The organism is Burkholderia alba (assembly GCF_034721475.1).
In the GTDB taxonomy this organism is placed as follows: Bacteria; Pseudomonadota; Gammaproteobacteria; order Burkholderiales; family Burkholderiaceae; genus Burkholderia; species Burkholderia alba.
The window spans coordinates 267,603-287,969 of the sequence record NZ_JAWJWL010000001.1 but is presented as its reverse complement, the minus strand read 5'-3'; the positions used below and the strand labels follow the sequence as shown (position 1 = coordinate 287,969).

Annotated in this window: 16 protein-coding genes; 8 read left to right on the top strand and 8 right to left on the bottom strand. The window is 68.6% G+C overall.

The window, feature by feature from the left end:
* The first annotated feature begins 29 nt into the window (after positions 1-29).
* The 5 genes from RZR99_RS01300 (at position 30) to RZR99_RS01280 (ending at position 6,085) form a co-directional block, all read left to right on the top strand.
* Positions 30-827, top strand: coding sequence for a MipA/OmpV family protein (locus tag RZR99_RS01300; protein ID WP_407655388.1), 798 nt, complete (start codon positions 30-32; stop codon positions 825-827).
* Positions 828-1,073: 246 nt separating this feature from the next.
* Positions 1,074-2,354 (top strand): NYN domain-containing protein, encoded by a 1,281-nt coding sequence (locus tag RZR99_RS01295; protein ID WP_323117905.1) that lies wholly within the window; start codon positions 1,074-1,076, stop codon positions 2,352-2,354.
* A gap of 202 nt (positions 2,355-2,556) precedes the next feature.
* Positions 2,557-4,020, top strand: coding sequence for a metallophosphoesterase family protein (locus tag RZR99_RS01290; RefSeq protein WP_323117904.1), 1,464 nt, complete (start codon positions 2,557-2,559; stop codon positions 4,018-4,020).
* A 62-nt stretch (positions 4,021-4,082) separates the two neighbouring features.
* Positions 4,083-5,372, top strand: coding sequence for a cytochrome-c peroxidase (locus RZR99_RS01285; RefSeq protein WP_323118026.1), 1,290 nt, complete (start codon positions 4,083-4,085; stop codon positions 5,370-5,372).
* A gap of 443 nt (positions 5,373-5,815) precedes the next feature.
* Positions 5,816-6,085, top strand: coding sequence for a hypothetical protein (locus tag RZR99_RS01280; RefSeq protein ID WP_323117903.1), 270 nt, complete (start codon positions 5,816-5,818; stop codon positions 6,083-6,085).
* 114 nt (positions 6,086-6,199) lie between these two features.
* On the opposite strand, the gene RZR99_RS01275 is transcribed toward RZR99_RS01280, so the two are convergent.
* On the bottom strand, positions 6,200-7,675 hold the full coding sequence (locus tag RZR99_RS01275; protein ID WP_323117902.1) for an aminotransferase-like domain-containing protein: 1,476 nt from the start codon (positions 7,673-7,675) through the stop codon (positions 6,200-6,202).
* Positions 7,676-7,901: 226 nt separating this feature from the next.
* On the opposite strand from RZR99_RS01275, the gene RZR99_RS01270 reads away from it, so the two are divergent.
* Together RZR99_RS01270 and RZR99_RS01265 are read left to right on the top strand one after the other, a co-directional pair.
* On the top strand, positions 7,902-8,300 hold the full coding sequence (locus tag RZR99_RS01270; RefSeq protein ID WP_323117901.1) for a hypothetical protein: 399 nt from the start codon (positions 7,902-7,904) through the stop codon (positions 8,298-8,300).
* A gap of 200 nt (positions 8,301-8,500) precedes the next feature.
* Positions 8,501-9,160: an O-methyltransferase gene (locus RZR99_RS01265; protein ID WP_323117900.1), complete on the top strand. Its 660-nt coding sequence runs from the start codon at positions 8,501-8,503 to the stop codon at positions 9,158-9,160.
* A gap of 40 nt (positions 9,161-9,200) precedes the next feature.
* On the opposite strand, the gene RZR99_RS01260 is transcribed toward RZR99_RS01265, so the two are convergent.
* The 7 genes from RZR99_RS01260 to RZR99_RS01230 all read right to left on the bottom strand — a co-directional run bounded on the left by RZR99_RS01260 (position 9,201) and on the right by RZR99_RS01230 (position 18,911).
* The gene (locus tag RZR99_RS01260) at positions 9,201-9,707 is read right to left on the bottom strand and encodes a GNAT family N-acetyltransferase (protein WP_323117899.1); all 507 of its coding nucleotides are present in this window, start codon (positions 9,705-9,707) and stop codon (positions 9,201-9,203) included.
* A gap of 354 nt (positions 9,708-10,061) precedes the next feature.
* A complete protein-coding gene (locus RZR99_RS01255; RefSeq protein ID WP_323117898.1) occupies positions 10,062-12,089 on the bottom strand; it encodes a family 2A encapsulin nanocompartment cargo protein cysteine desulfurase in 2,028 nt (675 codons plus the stop codon).
* Positions 12,064-12,996 carry a family 2A encapsulin nanocompartment shell protein gene (locus RZR99_RS01250; RefSeq protein ID WP_323117897.1) on the bottom strand — a complete coding sequence of 311 codons (933 nt, stop codon included), beginning with the start codon at positions 12,994-12,996 and terminating at the stop codon, positions 12,064-12,066. The genes RZR99_RS01255 and RZR99_RS01250 overlap by 26 nt, the downstream gene beginning before the upstream one ends.
* Positions 12,997-13,117: 121 nt before the next feature.
* Positions 13,118-13,378, bottom strand: coding sequence for a helix-turn-helix domain-containing protein (locus RZR99_RS01245; RefSeq protein ID WP_323117896.1), 261 nt, complete (start codon positions 13,376-13,378; stop codon positions 13,118-13,120).
* Positions 13,375-14,325, bottom strand: a complete 951-nt coding sequence (gene epsC / locus RZR99_RS01240) for a serine O-acetyltransferase EpsC (protein WP_323117895.1) — start codon at positions 14,323-14,325, stop codon at positions 13,375-13,377. The genes RZR99_RS01245 and epsC overlap by 4 nt, the downstream gene beginning before the upstream one ends.
* Before the next feature lie 34 nt (positions 14,326-14,359).
* A complete protein-coding gene (locus tag RZR99_RS01235; RefSeq protein WP_323117894.1) occupies positions 14,360-14,827 on the bottom strand; it encodes a rhodanese-like domain-containing protein in 468 nt (155 codons plus the stop codon).
* A gap of 1,051 nt (positions 14,828-15,878) precedes the next feature.
* On the bottom strand, positions 15,879-18,911 hold the full coding sequence (locus RZR99_RS01230; RefSeq protein WP_323117893.1) for an ATP-binding protein: 3,033 nt from the start codon (positions 18,909-18,911) through the stop codon (positions 15,879-15,881).
* A gap of 730 nt (positions 18,912-19,641) precedes the next feature.
* On the opposite strand from RZR99_RS01230, the gene RZR99_RS01225 reads away from it, so the two are divergent.
* The gene (locus RZR99_RS01225; protein ID WP_323117892.1) at positions 19,642-20,337 is read left to right on the top strand and encodes a response regulator transcription factor; all 696 of its coding nucleotides are present in this window, start codon (positions 19,642-19,644) and stop codon (positions 20,335-20,337) included.
* Positions 20,338-20,367: the final 30 nt, after the last annotated feature.

The following is a 20,367-nucleotide window of genomic DNA, read 5'->3' as shown; positions in this document are numbered from 1 at the left end:
GCCTGCGGCACGACCGCAAGGACGCCCTCATGACATGGCTTGATTTACCGCGTTGCCTGCTGCTCTGCGCGGCGTGCGGCGCTTTCACGCACGCGCTGGCGGACGAACCCGCCGCCGGCGCGATGCCGGGCGACGCGTCGAAGTGGAAGATCTCGATCGGCCCCGGGCTGATGTATTCGCCGAAGTATCCCGGTTCGCGCGACCTTCGCCTGCTGCCGCTGCCGTCGCTCGATATTTCGTACGACGACCGGATTTTCTCGCAGGGCCTCGACGTGCTCGGCGTCAATCTGCTCAAGGGCAGCAACTATCACTTCGGCACGGCAATCAGCTTCGATTTCCAGTCCCGCAAGGCGTCCGACGATCCGCATCTGCATGGGTTGGGCAACGTGAACGAAGGCCCGAAGCTGAAGGTCTTCGCGGATTACTCGGTGTCGCTGCTGACCGGCTCCCTCGCCGCCTATCAGGATATCGCCGGAACCGGACAGGGATTGCTCGTCAGCGCGGATCTCGCCGCCAACCTGCCGGTGACGCAGCGGCTGCTGATTTCCGTCGGCCCCGGCGTGACCTGGGCGAACGCCACCTACATGCACACCCTGTTCGGCGTGAACGCGAAGCAAAGCGCGGCGTCGGGCTTGCCCGCCTACGACACCGGCTCCGGCATTCGCGACCTCCACCTGAACACCTATGTCAGCTACGATTTCACCCGGCACTGGACCGGTTCGGTCGCGCTCACGCTCGGACGCCTCCAGCGCGTTGCCGCCGACAGCCCCATCACGGAGCGCAAGACCGAGCTGAATCTGTTCAGCGCGGTCAACTACCGGTTCTGATCCCGGCCCCGGGCTTCGTCGGGTACCCGGCGCGGCCCGGGTCGAGACTTCGCCGGATGAGGCGATTGCGGCGGCATGTGCCGCGCGGCGGCCGAGGCTTTTCCCCGGATCCGCCGTGCCGGCATGCGTCGATCCCCGCACCGCATCCGCGCGGCCGCCCGCAAATCCGGGGGCGCGCCGCCGCAACCCGTTATCATGTGCGCAACTCAGATTCCGCCTGCTTCCAGGCCACCGGTTGGAGAACTCATGGCATTGCCCCAGGAAAGCGTCAACATGGCGCTGTTTTGCGACTTCGAGAACATCGCGCTCGGCGTGCGCGACACGAAGTTCGAGAAATTCGATATCAAGCCCGTCCTCGAACGGCTGCTCCTCAAGGGCAGCATCGTCGTGAAGAAAGCCTACTGCGACTGGGATCGCTACAAGACCTTCAAGGCGTCGATGCACGAAGCCAGCTTCGAGCTGATCGAAATCCCCCACGTGCGCCAGTCGGGCAAGAACTCGGCCGACATCCGTCTCGTCGTCGATGCCCTCGATCTCTGCTATACGAAATCGCACGTCGATACGTTCGTCATCATCAGCGGCGATTCCGATTTTTCGCCGCTCGTGTCGAAGCTGCGCGAGAACGCGAAGCGCGTGATCGGCGTGGGCGTCAAGAATTCGACGTCCGACCTGCTGGTCGCGAATTGCGACGAATTCATTTTTTACGACGATCTCGCACGCGAACAGCAGCGCGCGGTCGCGAAGAGCGAAGCCCGCACCGCCGCGAAGCGCTCCCCCGACGAAGAGAAGCACCGCAAGCACGACGGCGAGGCGCGCAAGGCGGAAGCGATCGCGATCGCCGTGGAGACCTTCGACGCGCTCGCCTCGGAACGCGGCGAGAGCGGCAAGATCTGGGCGTCGGTGCTCAAGAGCGCGATCAAGCGCCGCAAGCCGGGCTTCAACGAGAGCTACTACGGGTTCCGCGCATTCGGCAATCTGCTGGAGGAAGCGCAGGCGCGCGGCCTGCTGGAAATCGGCCGCGACGATAAGTCCGGCACCTTCGTGTTCCGTCCACTGCTGACGGTCGTCGCCGATCCGGCTCGCCAGGCCGACGCCGCGAAGGTGACGGAGCCGTCGGGCCACGCCGCGCAGGCGCCGGCCAAGCAGGCGGGCAAGAAAGGCCATCGCAAGGGCCAGGGCAACCGCAAGCCGGCGCACGAGCAGATTCCGCTGCTCGTCGAAGCGGCGGCGGCGGCCACCACCGACGAATCCGCGGCCGTGACGCCGGAATCCGCGGCGATCGAGCGCGACGACGCGCACGACACCCCGGCGCCGGCCGACAAGAAGCCGGCGCGCGCGCGCGGACGCAAGACCGCTGCGAAGAAAGCGCCGGCGCCCGCCGCCCAGGCGCCGGCCGCCGCGGAAACCCCCGCGCCCGCCGAAGCCGCCCCGCAGGAAGCGGCGGCCGACAGCCCCGCCGCCAAGCCGGCGCGCAAAACGGCGGCACGCGCCCGGCGTCCGCGCAAGACGGCCGCCACGGAGTCCTGATCCGCATCCGGCGCATGCGCGCCGGATGATCGCGCCGCCGCGCCGCCGGCCATGCATCCGGCGCGCGTCCCGCGTCGCGGAACGCGCGCCGTCCCGACATGCCTGATCCGTTCCGCCCGCACCCTGCGCGATCCATTCAATCAGGCTTCACATTTATTACATAGGTCGTGCGTATTTTTACGGTTTTCCTACAGGAATACCCATGCACCGACCCACTCCACGCAGCGTCGCGGCGCTCGCGGCCGCGCTCGCCGGCGCCGCCATCCTTCACGCCTGCACGACCGACATCGATACCCCGCCCGATGCCGCGAGCGCGGCCGCCAACCTCCAGGCGGCCTGGGTCGAGATCGGCGACGGCAATCAGGCGATCGCGCGCGTCGTCACGACCTACCGCCCCGCCGACGCAACGGCCGCGGTCTGTCCACTGCTGGACGCCGACGGCCGGATCGCCCGCATGACGCTGCGCGTCGGCCCCGGCACGGCGGCGCTGCGCACCACGGCCAGCGATCCGGCCGATTCGAAGCCGTCGAGCTTTCCGGTCGCCGTCTGCGAAACCGCGCTGCCCGCCGGCGCGCAGCGGGTGAGCGTCGGGGGCCGCGCGCTGCCGCTGCCGAAAGCGCAGCCGCTGCGGATCGCCATCATCGCCGACACCGGCTGTCGGATGAAAAAGGCCGACAACGCATTCCAGGCCTGCAACGACGCATCGGTCTGGCCGTTCGCGACGATCGCGGCCAGCGTCGCGAATCTCAACCCCGACCTCGTGATGCACATCGGCGACTATCACTATCGCGAGAACGTCTGCCCGCCGGACATCGCGGGCTGCAAGGACAGCCCGTGGGGCTACGGCTGGGATACCTGGCAGGCCGATCTCTTCAAGCCCGCCGCCCCGCTCCTCGCGAAAGCACCCTGGGTGGTGGTGCGCGGCAATCACGAGGAATGCGCACGCGCGGGCCAGGGCTGGTTCCGCTTCCTCGATCCGCGCCCGTACTCGGCCGCGCGGTCGTGCAACGATCCGGCCAACGACAGCGGCGCGAACTACTCCGAGCCCTATGCGGTCCCGCTCGGCACCGGCTCGCAGGTGATCGTGTTCGATACCGCGAAGGTCGGCCGCGCGGCGCTGAAAACCTCCGACGCGCAATTCCAGACCTACCAGCAACAGTTCCAGACGGTCGCGGCCCTCGCGAACCGGGCCGGCATGACGACGACGATCTTCACGAACCACCATCCGATCCTCGCCTTCGCGCCGATCGCGGGCAGCACCCCCGCGCCGGGCAATCTCGCGCTGCAGTCGGTGATGTCGAGCCTCAACGCGCAGGCATACTATCCGCCCGGCATCCAGGTCGCGCTGCACGGTCACGTGCACGATTTCCAGGCCATCAATTTCTCGTCGGGCCATCCGGCCACGATCGTGTCGGGCAACGGCGGGGACAATCTCGACGTCGCGCTGCCCGATCCGTTCCCGGCCGGCCTGACGCCCGCGCCCGGCGCGGTGATCGAGCGGCTGTCGCACAACAACAGCTTCGGTTTCATGATGATGGAGCGCCGCGCCGCGCCCGCGACCGGCTGGTCCTTCAAGGCCTATACGGCGGCAGGCAAGCTGCTCGCGACCTGCAACCAGGCCGGCACGACGCTCGCCTGCGACAAGACCGGCTTCATCGCGCCATGACGCGGCACGCCGCCACACGCGCCGCCGTGCGAAAACGCGCCCTGCTGTTCGCGGCGGCGGGCATGCTTGCCGCCGCGCCGGCAACCGCCGCCGGGCCCGCCTCATCCGCCACGGCGGTGCTGCTGCCCGGCGCGCCGCCGCAGCGCGTGATCGACACGATCGGCCGGGGCACGCCGCAGGTAGCCGCGAAAATCGATCCGACCTCGGCCGTGTTCCGTCCGGACCCGGCGCTCGCCGCGCTCGGCCGCAAGGTGTTTTTCGATCCGCGTCTTTCGGCGCCGAGCGGCATGTCCTGCGCCGGCTGCCACGACCCGGGCCGCGCGTTCGCGCCGACGCTGTCGAAGGCGGCGCTCGCCGGGCCGGGCGTGCCGCAGGGCAGCCGCGCGGGCCGCTTCAGCGCGCGCAATGCGCCGTCGCTGCTGTACGTGCGCTACGTGCCGCGCCGCCACTTCTACCAGGACGACGACGCGCCCGCGCCCGCGCCGTTCGGCGGCCTGTTCGCCGACGGCCGCGCCGACACGCTCGCCGAGCAGGTGCGCGGCCCGTTCCTCGATCCCGACGAGATGAACAACGCTTCGCCGGCCGCGCTGCTGCGCAAGCTCAACGGCACCGAGCTGGCGCCCGCGTTCGCCGAGCGCTTCGGCCCCGGCGTGCGGCGCGACCCCGAACGGATGATGCGCGCGCTGGGCGAAGCGGTGCAGGCCTATTTGCAGAGCGACGAGATGGCGCCCTTCTCGTCGCGCTTCGACGCGTACCTGACGAAGCGTGCGCCGCTGGCAGCGCCGGAGATGCGCGGCCTCGCACTGTTCAAGAACCCGGACAAGGGCAACTGCATGAGTTGCCATGCGCTGTCGGACACCGCCAGCCGTCCGGAGCGTTCGCTGTTCACCGATTTCGGCTACGACGCGATCGCGGTGCCGCGCAATCGCGCGCTGCCCGCGAATCGCGATCCGCGCCATTTCGACAACGGCCTCTGCGACACGGCGACACGCCTGCGCTGGCCCGAACCGGCCCAGTGGTGCGGTTATCTGCGCACGCCGGGGCTGCGCAACGTGGCGCTGCGGCAGACGTTCATGCACAACGGCGTGTTCGACACGCTGCGCGATGCCGTGGCGTTCTACAACACCCGCTCCACCGATCCGGCCCGCTGGTATCACGGCAGCCGGACGTTCGACGACGTGCCGGCCGCGTATCACGGCAACATCAACGTGAACTCGACGCCGATGAACCGCCGCCCCGGCACGACGCCCGCGCTCACGGAGTCGGAAGTCGACGACATCGTGGCGTTCCTGCGCACGCTGACGGATGCGCGCTACGTCGATGCGATGCCGAAGGCCGTTATCGGGAAGTGACGCGGTGATGCCGGACGCGCGCGTCGGCGGTTGCTCGTGCGTGCGTCGATTGCGGCGGGGCGTCGCGTGTTCGAGGCGTCGCGCCGACTTCCGGCATCCCCACGAAACGCCGCGCCATCGCGCCGGCGTTACGGCCGCAGCGCGGCTCCCGCGTGGACGCCCTCCCGCGCGAGGGTCGGTCGGCCAAGACTGCGCGCGGGCAAAGATCGGGACACGGCCATCGCGGAACCGCGATCTGCCGCGTCGGAATGGGGAATCGACAACCCTCCGCGGACATCTCGTCGATCGCCCCGCTTTCGGGCACGCACGGCCCGGCCTGGCCCCGGATCGCGGCAGACGCCGCACCCGGCCGACTCGCGAAGAAAATCTTCGGAGGTCGATTGCGCTCCACGAAAATACTGGATATATTTACAGCACTGTATCAATATCCAGTGAGGTGTGAGATGGAACACCTGGTTCGTATCGTCAATGAAACCGACCGTCAAATCCTCGCCTGGCTGCGCAGCCAGGTCGGCGACGAGCGCATCGAGCGCGCGGCGCATCAAATGGGGCGCGTTCGCAAGCCTTATCTGTCGGCGGTCTGCCGCTATCTTGGGGTCTGGCCGCCCGTCGCGGTGCGTCGCCCCGCACCCCGGTCCCAGGCCGATCACACGGTCGGCGACCGCTATCTGTCCCTGATCCGGCAGCATCTCGCCGGGCAAGCCAACCGGTAGGCACGCCCTTGTTCGGGCGGATGTCACCGCGCCGGCGCCGGATCCGCGTGCAGCCCGTTCTGGCTTCGCCGCGCGCGCCGGCCTGTCGTCACGCCAGCCCTCGCTCAGCCGGCGCTACCCGGCCTCCCGCACCAGTCGGCCCAGCGTGCGAAACGCCGCGTCCATCGTCTGATCGAACGGCCGCGGGCAACTCAGCCGCACGAACGCATCGAAGCGATCCGAGTTCGAAAAGATCGCGCCCGGCGCCACGCGGATACCTTCGGCCAGCGCGGCGTGAAAGAGCGCTTCGGAGCGCGCGCCTTCGGGCAGCGCCACCCACAGCAGCAAACCGCCCGGCGGCGCATTCAGGCGCGTCTCGTCGGGAAAATGCCGGGCAATCGCATCGACGGTCTGCTCGCGCTGCACGCGCAGCCGCTCGCGCAGCTGTCGCAGATGCCGGTCGAACGCGCCCGAGCCGAGAAAATCCGCCGCCACCGCCTGCGGCAGCGCCTCGTTGTGGCGGCTCTGCGCGAATTTCAGCATCCGTGCCCGCGCATGCCAGCGGCCCGCCGCCATCCAGCCGAGCCGCATACCCGGCGCAAGCACCTTGTTGAACGACGGGCAGTAGATCACTCCGCCGTCGCGGTCCCACGCCTTGATCGGTCTCGCCGCGTCCGCCTCGTCGACCAGTTCCCTGTACGGATCGTCCTCGATGATCGCGACGCCATGGCGCGCACAGAGCTTCACGAGCGCCGCCTTGCGCTCGTCCGGCATGATGCTGCCGAGCGGATTCTGCAGATTCGGCACTACAACCAATGCCTTGATCGTGTCGTAGGCGGACAGCGCGATCTCCAGCGCCTCCAGCGACAAGCCGGTCGTCGGGCTGGCCGGAATCTCGAGCGCGCGCAGGCCAAGACTCTCCAGGATCTGAAGCAGGCCGAAGAACGCCGGCGACTCGATCGCGATCGTATCGCCCGGCCGCGCCACCGCGCGCAGCGCGAGATTCACCGCATCGACGCCGCCGCTCGTCGCCAGCACTTCGTCCGGCGACACCGCCACGCCGAACGACAACGCGCGCCGCGCCGCCGCCTGCCGATATTCGATCGCGCCGGCGTCCTGGCCCGCCTCCGTCAGCAAGGTCGGCCGCTGGCGCAAGGTGCGAATCGCGAGCGCCTGCAGCCGGGCGGACGGATACAGCGCGGCCGTCGCCGTCGCGCCGCCGAGATTGAGCGCACCGGGGTGTGCGTGTCCCAGTTCGATCACCCGCGACACGCGTTCGTGCAGGCCGACGTAATGCGCTTCGGGCGGCAGCGCCGGCACCTCGGGTTCGTGCAGCGCCGCGAGCTTCGCCGCGGCCGGCCGCCGCACGAAGTAGCCGGAGCGGGGCTTGGCGGTCAGCCAGCCCGTGTCCTCCAGGCGACGAAAGGTCTGCAGCGCGGTCGACAGGCTCACGTCGTGCTGGTCCATCAGCGCGCGCACGGAAGGCATGCGGTCGCCGGGCACGAGCGTACCCGCGGCGATGATCCGGCGATAGTGCTCGGCGAGGCGCTCGTACAGCGGTTCGCCCGCGATCGGCAGATGCGCGCGGCGCTCGTCGTGATTCGATTTCATGCGGGGATCGTGCCCATAAGGTCAAGCATTCGCCAGATACAGATCCGCGAATTTCGAACGGAAACAGATGAGCAAAACCGCGCTCTGCATCGCAACAGATTCTAGTGTGCTGGATCTGTTGCCGATCCGCGTGTTTTTTTACTCTGTCCGACAGGGCCGGACGGCGACCGCAACCGGCCCGCGACGCGGCGCAACCGCGCGAAAGACACGATCCGGAGGCCCCCACATGCACACCCGCGAACAACGCCATCTCCCCGGCTCCGTCCACGCATGCAATCTGGCGCGCGGCAGCGTGCTGGTCGTGCTGGACGGACGGCTGCGGATCACGTATCGGGACGAGACCCTTCACTGGCTCATGGCCGCCCCCCCGGCGGTGTCGGTCGTCCTCGACGAAGGCGAATGCCACGTGCTGCCTTACGACGTCCGCGCCGACCTCTCGGCGGTGGGCCCGCGCGCCGCGCACAGTGCGATCTCCGTCCACCCGGGCCCGCGACGGCGGCGGCTCGCCCCGCTGGCGCAAGCGCTGGCATGGCTGCGCGCACGCGGATCCGCCGCGCCGCCCGCAACCGGCGCACCCGACCGGGCAGGCCGAGGCAGGCGGGACATTCGGCGCCACGGTGCGTAGTCCGAGCCGGCATCGCATGGTTTAGGCACGCGCAGTTCCATCGAGACGCAGGCCGTCGCGGGTTTCGCCCGTGCCGTATACCATCTGTCTCGCGATCCGCGCCGCCGCGCGGTGTCGCAAAACGGCAGCAGCGCGCGCATCGTCTCCGATCGCCACCGCGCCCGGCCGCCATCTCCTCCCACCCCGCTCAGGAGCGTCGAATGACGCGCACGCAATGGACCGAGGTCGACGCCTATCTCGTCGACCGCCTCGCCTCGCCCGATCCGGCTCTGGACCACGCGCTGGCCGCCAACCACGCCGCCGGCCTGCCGCCGCACGATGTCGCGCCGAACCAGGGCAAGCTGCTGCATCTGTTCGCGCGCATGATCGGCGCGCGCCGGATTCTGGAGATCGGCACGCTCGGCGGATACAGCACGATCTGGCTGGCGCGCGCGTTGCCGGAGGGCGGCCGGGTCGTCACGCTGGAAGCCGACCCCGCGCATGCCCGCGTCGCCCGCGCGAACCTCGAACACGCGGGCGTTGCCCACGCGGTCGAACTGCGGGTGGGTCCGGCGCTCGACAGCCTGTCCGCGCTGCCCGCCGACGCGCCGTTCGACCTGATCTTCATCGACGCCGACAAGCCGAACAATCCGGCCTACCTCGAGTGGGCGCTGAAGCTGTCGCGGCCGGGCACCGTGATCATCGGCGACAACGTGATCCGCGACGGCGGCGTGCTCGATCCGGCGCACCCCGACCCGAGCGTCCAGGGCGTGCGCCGCTTCTTCGATGCGATCGCGAACGAGCCGCGCCTAAGCGCGACCGCGATCCAGACAGTGGGCAGCAAGGGGTGGGACGGCTTTGCGATCGCCGTCGTGAATTGACGCGCCCGCGCCGCCGGCCGGACGCCGGCCGCGGCGGCGATCAGTCGAGCATCCTGACCATGTGCGCCTCGTCGTCAAAGCGACCGGCCACTTTCATCGAGCGACGTTCGATACCGAACGTCTCGAAGCCCAGCGATGCATACAGCGCCATCGCCGGCGCGTTCTCCGTGTTCACGCACAGCTTGACCTGAATCACGCCCCACTCGCGAACGGCATGCTCGATCGACCGCTCGACCAGACGGCGCGCCAGGCCCTTGCCGCGCTGCGCGGGATCGACGAACACCCCCCAGATCCACACCCGATGGGAAACCTGTTCGAACGGCTCCTTGCGCACGCCCGTGAAGCCGACCAGCGCGCCGTCGATCCACGCGCCGAGCACGGCCTGCATCGGCGTCGCCGTGATCCGGGCCTCGAGCTGCGCGAGCGACGCCGCTTCTTCTTCCGCGCGCGTGGGCCAGACGGCGGTGGGCGAGGTATCGATGGCGATCAGGCGCAGCGCCCTGAAAGCGGAGGCATCGGCGGGTTCGAGCAGGCGAAGGTCGGTCATGTGCGGTACACGGATTCGCAAAGGACGAAGGGCGATACTACGCGACATCGCCGGCCCACGGCATCGGGGGGGCGCGGGTCGTAGCCGTGCGCCACCGCCGCGCGCAGTTGCCCTGCCCCGTCGCCGCACGTCGTTTGTCGTGACGGCGAGCGTGCGAATCCGATCGCGGTCGCGCCGCGCATCCATTCGGCATTGCGCACCGGCTTCCGCCCTCTCAGGCCGCATCCGCCCGCCTCGATCCGATGCGCAAACGGGAGCACGCACGAAGGCCCCGCCCGCCATCGTCGGCATGAAAAAAAGCGCCGGCTCGTCACGAACCGGCGCTCATCCGTCAACGGATCACCTTCGAAGCCGCTACCCGCGCCGCGACGCCAGCCGCCGCACGACCGCCACCAGCGCGTCGACCTCGTCGCAGGTGTTGTAGAACGCTAGCGAAGGCCGCACGGTAGCCTCCAGTCCGAACCGGCGCAGGATCGGCTGCGCGCAGTGATGCCCGGAACGCACCGCGATACCCTCCTCGTTCAGCGCCTGCCCGACTTCCTCCGTCTCGTAGCCCTTCAGCACGAACGACAGCACGCTCGCCTTGTCGCGCGCGGTGCCGACGAGCCGCACGCCCGGCACCGGCGCGAGCACGCTCGTCGCATAGGCGAGCAGGTCGTGCTCGTAGCGCGCGATGTTCTCGATACCGGTCCGCGTCACGTAATCCAGTGCCGCGCCCAGCCCGACCGCATCGGCGATGTTGCCCGTGCCCGCCTCGAAGCGGTTCGGCGGCGGCTGAAACACGGTGCGCTCGAACGTCACGTCCGCGATCATGTTGCCGCCGCCCTGCCACGGCGGCATCGCTTCGAGCAGCGCGCGCTTGCCGTACACCACGCCGATTCCCGTCGGCCCGTAGATCTTATGGCCGGAGAACACGAAGAAATCGGCATCGAGCGCCTGCACGTCGACGCGCATGTGCGAGATCGACTGCGCGCCGTCGATCAGCACCTTCGCCCCCGCCCGATGCGCCATCTCGACGATCTCGCGTACCGGCACGACCGTGCCGAGCGCATTCGACACCTGCGTCACCGACACGATCTTCGTGCGGTCGTTCAGCAGCTTCCGGTACGCGTCGAGCAGCACCTGGCCGGAATCGTCGACCGGGATCACGCGTAGCGTCGCGCCCGTCGACGCGGCCAGTTGCTGCCACGGCACGATGTTCGCGTGATGTTCGAGGTGCGACACGACGATCTCGTCGCCTTCGCCGACGTTCTGCGCGCCCCACGTCTTCGCGATCAGGTTGATCGCTTCCGTCGTGCCGCGCACGAACACGATTTCGTCGGGCGACGCCGCGCCGATGAAGCGCTGCACCGTACTGCGAGCATGCTCGTAGGCATCCGTCGCGCGCCCCGCCAGCGCATGCGCGGCGCGATGGATGTTCGAGTTCTCGTGCGCGTAGAAATAGGCGAGCCGATCGATCACGGCCTGCGGCTTGTGCGTCGTCGCGGCGTTATCGAACCACACGAGCGGCTTGCCGTTCACCCGCTCCTGCAGGATCGGGAAATCGCGTCGTACCGCATGCACGTCGAACGGCGGATGCGCTGCGCCCTGCGGAACGCCGCCGGCAAGAACGGGCGGCGGCGGCGCAATGCCCGCATCGTCGATGAAATAGCGCGACGTCGTGCCGAACGGCGCATGCGGCTCCGGCGCATGACGCTGGATCGACAGCAGCTCGCGCAGCGTGTCGTCGCCCGGCAGCCCGAACGCCAGCGGCGACGCGACGCCATGGTCCGGCACGACGATCTCCTGTGCGTCGCCGTGCCAGCCGTGCCGGCCGCCGTCGGCAAAGTAATACGGCGATGCCGGGGCGGACGGCGCCCCGCGCGCTGCGGTGCCCGGCTCCCGCGCCTCGGGCACGCCGAGCGCGGCTCCGCCGACGCGCGGTTCCAGCGCGGGCGCGACCGACACCACGCTGTCCGGCAGCCCGTTCTGCGCGGCCGCGTGCGGCGCGAGCGCCGGCGCGCGATTGCCGAGCGACAGCAGGTGCGTCGGCGCGGAAGGCGCGAGGTTCGCGCCCGGCACCTTGCCCTGCGGCAGCGCAAGCCCCGGCACGCCGGTGCCGGTGCCGCCTGGGCCGGCGAGCGGCGCCCCCGCCGGCGCGGGATTGCCCACCGACGCGAGGATCGGCGCGGCAGCCGGCAACGCCGACGGCACGCCCCCCACCGCGCCGCTGCCCGTCGCCATGTCCGGCGCGACCGGCTGCCCCGGCAGCGCGGCGAGAAATTCGCTCGCGAGACGGGCAAGCGTCGCCGGGTCGGGCAGCCCGGCCGGCGGCAGCGCCGCCGGCACCTCGGGCGCGGCGGCGGCCGCCAGCGGGTTAGCGGTAGGTGTCCGGATAGTCATGGTACTTGCCGATCTCCACATCATCGAGGACCGCCAGCGCATCCGGCGAATGGACGGCCAGCGAGCAGTACAGCGAAATCAGGTACGACGCGATCGCCTGATTGCTGATCCCCATGAAGCGCACCGACAGGCCCGGCCCCTGCTCGCCCGCGACACCCGGCTGATAGAGGCCCACCACGCCTTGCCGCTTGTCGCCGACGCGCAGCAGCAGGATTTTCGTCTTGCCGTCCGCGACCGGCACCTTGTCCGACGGAATCAGCGGAATGCCGCGCCAGGTCAGGAACTGCGAACCGAACAGGCTGACGGTGGGCGGCGGCACGCCGCGCCGCGTGCATTCGCGGCCGAACGCGGCGATCGCGAGCGGATGCGTGAGGAAGAACGCCGGCTCCTTCCATACCTTGGTCAGCAGTTCGTCCAGATCGTCCGGCGTCGGCGCGCCCGTCAGCGGAAACACGCGCTGTTCGTCGGCGACATTCGCCAGCAGGCCGTAGTCGGGATTGTTGATCAGCTGGCTTTCCTGCAGCTCCTTGATCGTCTCGATCGTGAGGCGCAGCTGCTCCTTGATCTGATCGTGCGGGCTGCTGTACAGGTCGGAGATCCGCGTATGCACGTCGAGCACGGTGCTGACCGCATTCAGGAAGTACTCGCGCGGCTGCTCCTCGTACGGCACGAAGGTCGTCGGCAGCGTGCCCTCGTCCTCGCGCGCGGTGCAGGCGGCCCGCACCGCCTCCGGGTTCTTCACCTGGTTCAGGCGATAGATGCCCGCCTCGACCGGCACCCATTGCAGCAGGTGCGTGAGCCAGCGCGGCGTGATCGTGGCGAGTTGGGGGACGGTCTTGGTGGCATTGGCTAGTTGCCGTGCTGCGTTATCGCCGAGCGCTGTCTGGCCGCTCGCTATCGTCGACATAGGTGGCTCCGGGGTCTATAGAACAAAAACTGCAATGCTTATCGTGAAAAAGCATTATCGAGACGCCGTCCGGGCCGCTCAACATGCTATAGCCGTCACGCGCGGGGGATTGGCGAGGTGTTCAGCGAAGGTCGGCGGGCGCGACCGCGCCGAGCGGCGCGACTGCGTCGCCGGGGGCGGCGAGCAAGTGCGCGATCGGCACGTCGAACGCGCGCGCGAGCTTGTCGGCGGTCACGATCGACGCGATCGCGGTGCCGCGCTCCAGCTCGCCGACGTACGAACGGTTGAGGCCCGCGTGCTCGGCCAGTTGCTCCTGCGACCACGCGTGCGCTTCGCGCAACTGACGGATCACCGCGCCGAACCGCCGGACGAGCGCGGTCATGACGCCGCCCGCACGGCCGGAACCGGCGCCGCGTCGGGGCGCGCGGCGTCGCTGCGGGACACCGCCTGCGTCACATGGCTGCCGGGCGGCACGTCCTGGGTGATCCACACGTTGCCGCCGATCACCGCGCCCGCGCCGATCGTCACGCGTCCGAGGATCGTCGCACCCGCGTAGATCACGACGTCGTCCTCGACGATCGGGTGGCGGGCCAGGCCTTTTTCCAGATGGCCTGCCGCGTTGCGGGGAAAGCGCTTCGCGCCGAGCGTGACCGCCTGGTACACGCGCACCCGCTGGCCGATCACCGCCGTCTCCCCGATCACGACGCCGGTGCCGTGGTCGATGAAGAAACCCGCGCCGATCTGCGCGCCGGGATGGATGTCGATACCGGTTTCCGCATGCGCGTGCTCCGCGACGATCCGCGCGAGCAGCGGCAGACCCAGCCGGTACAGCACGTGCGCGAGCCGGTGGTGGATCATCGCGAGCACGCCGGGATAGCACAGCAGCACTTCGTCGACGCTGCCCGCCGCCGGATCGCCGTGAAACGCGGCCAGCACGTCGCTGTCGAGCAGCGCGCGAATCTCCGGCAGGCGCACCGCGAAGGTCTGCACCGCCGCGGCCGCCTGCGCATCGAGCGCCGCGTCGGCGGCCGCGCCGGACTGATGGCGGCCCTTGTAGCGCAATTCGAGCTGCGCCTGCGTGAGCAGCGCGTGCAGCACCTCGTCGAGCGCATGGCCGACGTAGAAATTCTCGCTTTCCTGCCGCAGATCGGGCGGCCCGAGCCGCATCGGGAACAGCACGCCCTTCAGCGTGTCGACGATGCCGGCCAGCGCCTCGCGGGCGGGCAGATCCCGTCCACCCGGCTCGAGCGAGCGCCGTTGCACTTCGCGCCAACGCTGGCGCACACCTTGAAGCGACTGCACGATTTCATCGATATCGAATACGGCCACGGCTGCTGCTCCTGATTCCGCTACTGGATGGATCTCAACCCTGCTGCCACGGCAGTCCGTGCCGCCGCCAGCCGTTGATCGCGCCGCGATGGCCGTCGGCGTCGAGTTCGCCCTCGAAGCCTTCGAGCACGTTGTATACCTGCGTGAAGCCCGCCTTCGCGGCCGCTTCGGCCGCCAGCGCGGAGCGGTTGCCGCTGCGGCACAACAGCAGGACGACCGCGTCCTTGCCGGTTTTCGCTTCCAGCTCGCGCACGAAGCGCGGATTGCGGGTCAGGCTGGTGCCGGTCGCCCAGGCGACGTGCAGGGTGTCCGATACCTGGCCGACGAAGGCCCGCTCTTCCGCCGTGCGCACGTCGACCAGCAACGCGGCGCCGGATGTCGCAAGCGCCCACGCGTCGCGCGGCGACACGCCGCCCGCATAGGGCAAACCGGCCGCTTCGGCCGCGGCGCGCGCGGCCTGCAGCACCGCATGGGCGGGGCGTTCTTCGAGTTCTACCGTCATGGCGTCTCCTTCGGGATCTCGCGCCTCGTGGGCGCGCAACATGGGTTCCGGCCGGCGGCGTTCGCCGTCTATAGCCATCAGGCACCCACTATGAAAGATCCGTGAGCAAAGCCGAACCAATTATTTTTCATTTCCAAAGAAGCGCCGACGTGGCCGGGATAGGCGGGGATCTGATTTGCGGCGGGAGGGGGAGCAGTGCGAGGCGGGCTACGGCGGGTAACGCGATGAATCGGCGATTCCGCAGAGGATTGGGGCAGTGCCGGGTCGGCGCTTTATTCAGCGATGCCGACGAACTGCCGCCTATTGATCTGTGCCGCGTGGCCGGACGAAATGGGCATGCGGGCCCGCCTTCGACGTCGAGGCCCCGTGGATACCGCATCGCGACAGACGGATGCGGCAGGCAAGCGCGGTAGCCGATCGGCGCAACCGGCGCGCTTCTCCGCACACCGGTTGTCCGATCTCGGCGGCGCTTGTGCCCGCCGATCAATACGCCTGCGATACCCGCTCCAGGAACACGCATACGCGACGGAATTCGCCGAAATACCCGTGATCAACCATCAAGCTTCAGGATGTGACATACCGCCATTCCGAGACGGCTTGCTTTTCATTCAGATCATTGAAATCGCGAACCGTGATTCAAGGCAAAACGATGACAGCCATGTCGGAACCCCTGGTTCGAGGGCCGTTCCATCCCGGGCAAGGCGCTCGGCTCTTCCGCTGACGATGCGGGGTCTACCGGAATTGAGGAATGTCCTCGTTGACCCGGCATCCGCGCGCGGATGTCACTCATAAGCCGATGCATTTCAACCTCAACGACGCGATGAGCACGCGCGATGCGATTCGCAACGGCTACGCCATCGATACCGTCTGGCGACAGCGCAATCGCGCATCGCTGATGGTCAGCCAGCGCCTCGGCGAAAAAGGCGGCCAGTTGAGCTTGACGGCCTCGGCATCCGTTTTTCCACGCCCCGCCGGGCTGACAGCCCCCCAATCGCACCTCGCAATCCAGGGCCCGACGCACCCGTTTCTGGCAGGAAAATCACGCCCGTCATCATTGACCGGGTCGCCGCTCGCCCTCGCGCGGTTCAGGCCCGGACATGCCGTCCAGCACCCGCTCGATCGCGGCCCGGCATGCCGGCCAGGCCGGCGCCAATCCCTCCGCCCCGCTTTCCGCCACAATCTTTTCCGCACGCGCGCAGGCACCGGTCGCTTCGTTTTCACCCGTCAGCGCGAGCCCGCCTCGCATCGAGTGCAGTTCGACCCTGATCGAATCGGCATCGCCGATCGCCAAGGCATCGTCGATCGCGGCCAGCGAGCGCAGCGTCGATGCGTGCAATTTCTCCCGCACTTCGCCGGTCATCACGGCAAGCTTGCCGTCATCCTTGCGCACCACGGCAGGCGCGGCGCGATGCCCGTGCCGCCGCAACACGGCATCCAGCGCCGGCATCGACAAGGGCTTGAGCACCACGTCCACCGCGCCCACGCGCTCGCAGCGCCGGTAATCGTCCTCCGTCGCGTGCGCCGTCATCGCGATCACGGGGACCTGCGCCCCCTGCTCGCGCAGGAAATGCGTCAGCGCGTAGCCGTCCAGTTCCGGCATGCCGAGGTCGGTCAGCACGATGTCGAAAGGCTGCTCGAAGAATGCCCGCAACGCCTCCGCGCCGTTGGCGACGAGCGTCGCGTCGTAGTGCAGCGCCTCGAGTTGATCGCGCAGCAGCGCGCGGCTCACGGGATGATCTTCCGCGACGAGCACGCGCAGAGGTGCCGTCGCCCGATCCGGCTCGGGTTCGCCGTCCGTCGCCGCGTCGGGCTGCTGCGCATCGGCCCGCCATCCGGCCGGCGCGGCCGGCAACGGCAGCGCCGCCGTGAAGGCGGTGCCCTCGCCGACACGGCTGTCGACGGTCAGCGCACCATGCATCAGCGTCACGATATGGCGGCATAACGCCAGCCCGAGACCGGTGCCGCCGAAGCGCCGATAGGTCGACGCATCGGCCTGAATGTAGACGTCGAACAGCGACGGCATGCTTTCGGCGGGAATGCCGATGCCGGTATCGATGACATGGATCTCGAATCCGCGCGCATCCGCGCCCTCCCGCATCGGCCGCGCGTCGATGACCACACCGCCGTGTTCGGTGAACTTGATGGCATTGCTGACGAGGTTCGAGACCAGTTGCCGCAGCCGGGCCGGATCCCCCAGATACCCATCGGCCAGCTCCGCCGAAACGGCGCACTCGATCGTCAGCCCCTTCGCGTCGGCGAGCGGCCGGAAAGTCGCCGCGACGCCCAGCAACAGGCGACGCACATCGAACGGCGTGCTCTCCAGCGTCATCTGCCTCGATTCCGCCTTCGACAGATCGAGCACATCGTTGATGATGTGCAGCAAGGCGTCCGACGACGACACGATCGTCTTCAGCCGCTGCCGCTGCGACGGCGGCAGCGGCGCGCGTTCCAGCAATGCCAGATGGCCGACGATCGCGTTGAGCGGCGTACGGATCTCGTGGCTCATCGTCGCGAGGAACGTCGACTTCGCCTTGTTCGCATCCTCGGCCGCCGTCCGCGCCTCGCGGAGCTTGTCTTCCGTCAGCTTGCGCGCCGTGACGTCGGTCAGCGTGCAGAGCAGCACGTCGACGCCGCGAAACCGGGTACGGACGATGCTTGCCGCCAGATACGTCGTCTCCTGCCCCGGGCTTTCGACGGCCAGTTCCTGCCGCGTGACGATGCGCTTCTGGCCGGCGCCGGCCTCGCGCGCGCGATATGCCTGCCAGATCCGCTTGCCGAGCGACTCGCCCGACGACCCGCTGTCGTACGCGAGCACCGCGTCGTTGCGCACCATGGTCTCGCCGTCGGCCGCCGACAGCAGCATGAGCCCGGCGGGTGCCGTGCGGATCAGCGCCCGGTTGAGCGCCTCGCTTTCGATCAGGCGGATCGCGCGCCGGTTCGCGGGCCGCAATTCCCGCCGGTCGAACGCGACGATGGCGAACCAGAGCAGCCCGATGGCGAACAGCGCGATTCCGAGCGTGGCACCCACGCGAGCCATGGTGGCGCTCGCCACGCTGCGCCACGAAAAGGCGGTCATCATCACCAGACCGGAATCGGGCAAACGGTCGCTGATAACGAAGCGCGCGCCGACCCGGCGCGCGACGACATGCTCGCCGAAAGGCGCGCGCGCATTGTCCAGCCCTCGCTCGAGCATCGCCCGGTCGCGCATCCGCCCGATCACGATATTTCCGCGCGCATCGACCACCGCCGTGTCCTCGTCGTCCGACTGCGGCGCCATGATCTCGGCGAGCCCGAACCTGCCGTTGAAGACCATCCAGGCGAAAGGCCGGCCCGCCGCATCGTCGAGTCGTCGAGCAAATCGCAGGACAGTGCGCCCGACCACCGGATCGAAGCGCTGGTCGAGCATGAAGGTGCCGTGACTGACGCCCGAGCGCTGCACCGAGGCCCCCGTCGGCATCAATGCGGCGATCAACGCCGGCAGATTGCCGTCGGCCCGGAGCGCGCGCGCTCGGACGACGAGCCCCCGCCCCATCACGCCGAGCAACGATCCGTCCAGGCCGATCAGATAACCGCCGACCGGCTCGATATCGGCCGTGTCGGCCGTGGGCATGCCGTCCGAATCCATCTGGTTGATCACGATGGCCAGGTAGCGCGCATACGACGCAGCGGGCCGCGCCGCGGTGATGTAGGCCAAGGCGAGAAACGGCTCCCCGCCGTTGGCGTTGCGCCAGACCAGCTTGCCGTGGTTCGCCTCGAAGGTCCGCAGCATCTCGGGCTGCGGTTCGACGCCGCGCCGCCAAATCAGCTCCGCCTTGGTGCCGTAGGTCGTCAGCAGCCAATCGGTCGTCATTGCGTTCGCATGGAACTGCATCTCGCGCTGAAGAAACGTCGCGCGCGCCTGTCCGAGGTATTCCAGCATATCGAGCCGCGCGACGAGCGCCGCGCAGACCAGGATGAAGACCGTGACCGCCACGCCGCCGCCGTACAGCAGGGTCTGCTGCTGGCGCCGGATCCGGCCCGGTTCGAATGGCTTGCCGCCTGTCGTGCCGACGGACGCGGCGAGTCGTTTCAGTTTTGCGGGCATATCTCTCGTGATCAATCCGCTCAACGCGGCGCAACGTATCGGTGCCGGACGCGCCGCCGCTCCCAATGCGAGCGTGCCGGCATCGCGGATACGGTTCGGGCCGCGCGCGATGCGACGCCAACCCGCTCGATGTCCGCCGGCCGACGGCCTGTCGACCGCGATGCGGCGACGTCGCTATCTCGCCGACAATATAACCGCTGCCATGCGGCCGAACCACTCGATCCCGTCACCCTTTCATCGTTCGCCTATCCGGGAACGGGTGCGAACGCATTTCAAGATGCATGATTCCGGCATGACGCCTCTCCGTTCGGCCAATCCGGCTGACATCACTCATCGACACCGTCCGCGACGATTGCTTGCGTATGCCGCAGGCTCCATGTCCCATCCGGAGCGGACGCGCATCCGGATAACCCGACCCCTCCGATTTTCCGTATATCGAAACCCGAATCGTTGAGGATTTACTTGTACGAATAAAGGCATCCCAAAACCCATATTCATTCGATGAAATACATTCACCGCGCAAACAGCAGACAAACCCGTTTTCGAATTATAAAATCTTGCGCCATCGACGAATCTTTCGATCCGGAACAGTCGATCCGCGACGCCATACCAATAACCGTGCGCGACACATCGAAACCCGCTCAGCCCGTCATCCCTCCGATCCGCGCGTCCGGTCCGGATGGAGCCGGCGTCGCGCCCGCCGCCCACCGTTCGTAGAAAGAGGCCGCCAATGATTCCGCAACGCAAGTCGATCAAGATCGCAATCCTGGACGATCACGCAGCGTGCCAGTATGGGATCGAGCATTATCTGGACGAATTGACCGAGATCCGGGTCAGCGCGAATTTCTCGCGCTCGCGCGATCTGCTGAGCTGGCTCCAGACCCACGAGGTCGACGTCGTGCTGCTCGACTACGTGCTAGGCCCCGACCAGATCGACGGCCTCAACCTGATCCGGCTGATCCGCGCACGGTTCGCCCGCTGCCGGATTCTGATGACGTCGAGCATCGAGGTGCCCGCAACGGTCAACCTGATGTTGCGGGCCGGCGCGCGGGGCTTCGTCGGCAAGAGCCAGGACCTGCGCGAACTTGCGCACGCGATCCACGTCGTCGCGGCCGGCCGGACCTACTTGAGCGTGGAGCTGGCGAGCGTGGTACCGGCCGCCGGGCGGAGCCGTCCGGGCCGCACGGCCGGGGCGCCGGCGGACCGCGACGTCACGCAGCCCTCGCCGGAGCAACTGGCCGAGACGCCGCTCAGCCCGCGCGAGCACGAGGTATTGCGCTGCTGCCTGAACGGCATGACGGTGTCGGAGATCGCGGTGAAGTTCTCGCGCAGCCGCAAGACGATCAGCGCGCAGAAGCAGTCCGCGTACCGCAAACTCGGGGTCCGCAACGACGTCGAACTGTTCGCCTCGCGCAAGGCGCAATAGAAGAGCCGCCGGCCGCGCGCGGGCGAACGC

Bases quoted from the DNA above. Each gene is read 5' to 3' on its own strand.
- RZR99_RS01235 (WP_323117894.1), bottom strand. From the start codon at position 14,827: ATGACGGTAGAACTCGAAGAACGCCCCGCCCATGCGGTGCTGCAGGCC.
- RZR99_RS01230 (WP_323117893.1), bottom strand. From the start codon at position 18,911: ATGCCCGCAAAACTGAAACGACTCGCCGCGTCCGTCGGCACGACAGGC.
- RZR99_RS01250 (WP_323117897.1), bottom strand. From the start codon at position 12,996: ATGTCGACGATAGCGAGCGGCCAGACAGCGCTCGGCGATAACGCAGCA.
- RZR99_RS01245 (WP_323117896.1), bottom strand. From the start codon at position 13,378: ATGACCGCGCTCGTCCGGCGGTTCGGCGCGGTGATCCGTCAGTTGCGC.
- RZR99_RS01280 (WP_323117903.1), top strand. From the start codon at position 5,816: ATGGAACACCTGGTTCGTATCGTCAATGAAACCGACCGTCAAATCCTC.
- RZR99_RS01275 (WP_323117902.1), bottom strand. From the start codon at position 7,675: ATGAAATCGAATCACGACGAGCGCCGCGCGCATCTGCCGATCGCGGGC.
- RZR99_RS01225 (WP_323117892.1), top strand. From the start codon at position 19,642: ATGATTCCGCAACGCAAGTCGATCAAGATCGCAATCCTGGACGATCAC.
- RZR99_RS01295 (WP_323117905.1), top strand. From the start codon at position 1,074: ATGGCATTGCCCCAGGAAAGCGTCAACATGGCGCTGTTTTGCGACTTC.
- RZR99_RS01255 (WP_323117898.1), bottom strand. From the start codon at position 12,089: ATGACTATCCGGACACCTACCGCTAACCCGCTGGCGGCCGCCGCCGCG.
- RZR99_RS01260 (WP_323117899.1), bottom strand. From the start codon at position 9,707: ATGACCGACCTTCGCCTGCTCGAACCCGCCGATGCCTCCGCTTTCAGG.
- RZR99_RS01270 (WP_323117901.1), top strand. From the start codon at position 7,902: ATGCACACCCGCGAACAACGCCATCTCCCCGGCTCCGTCCACGCATGC.
- RZR99_RS01290 (WP_323117904.1), top strand. From the start codon at position 2,557: ATGCACCGACCCACTCCACGCAGCGTCGCGGCGCTCGCGGCCGCGCTC.
- RZR99_RS01300 (WP_407655388.1), top strand. From the start codon at position 30: ATGACATGGCTTGATTTACCGCGTTGCCTGCTGCTCTGCGCGGCGTGC.
- RZR99_RS01285 (WP_323118026.1), top strand. From the start codon at position 4,083: ATGCTTGCCGCCGCGCCGGCAACCGCCGCCGGGCCCGCCTCATCCGCC.
- RZR99_RS01265 (WP_323117900.1), top strand. From the start codon at position 8,501: ATGACGCGCACGCAATGGACCGAGGTCGACGCCTATCTCGTCGACCGC.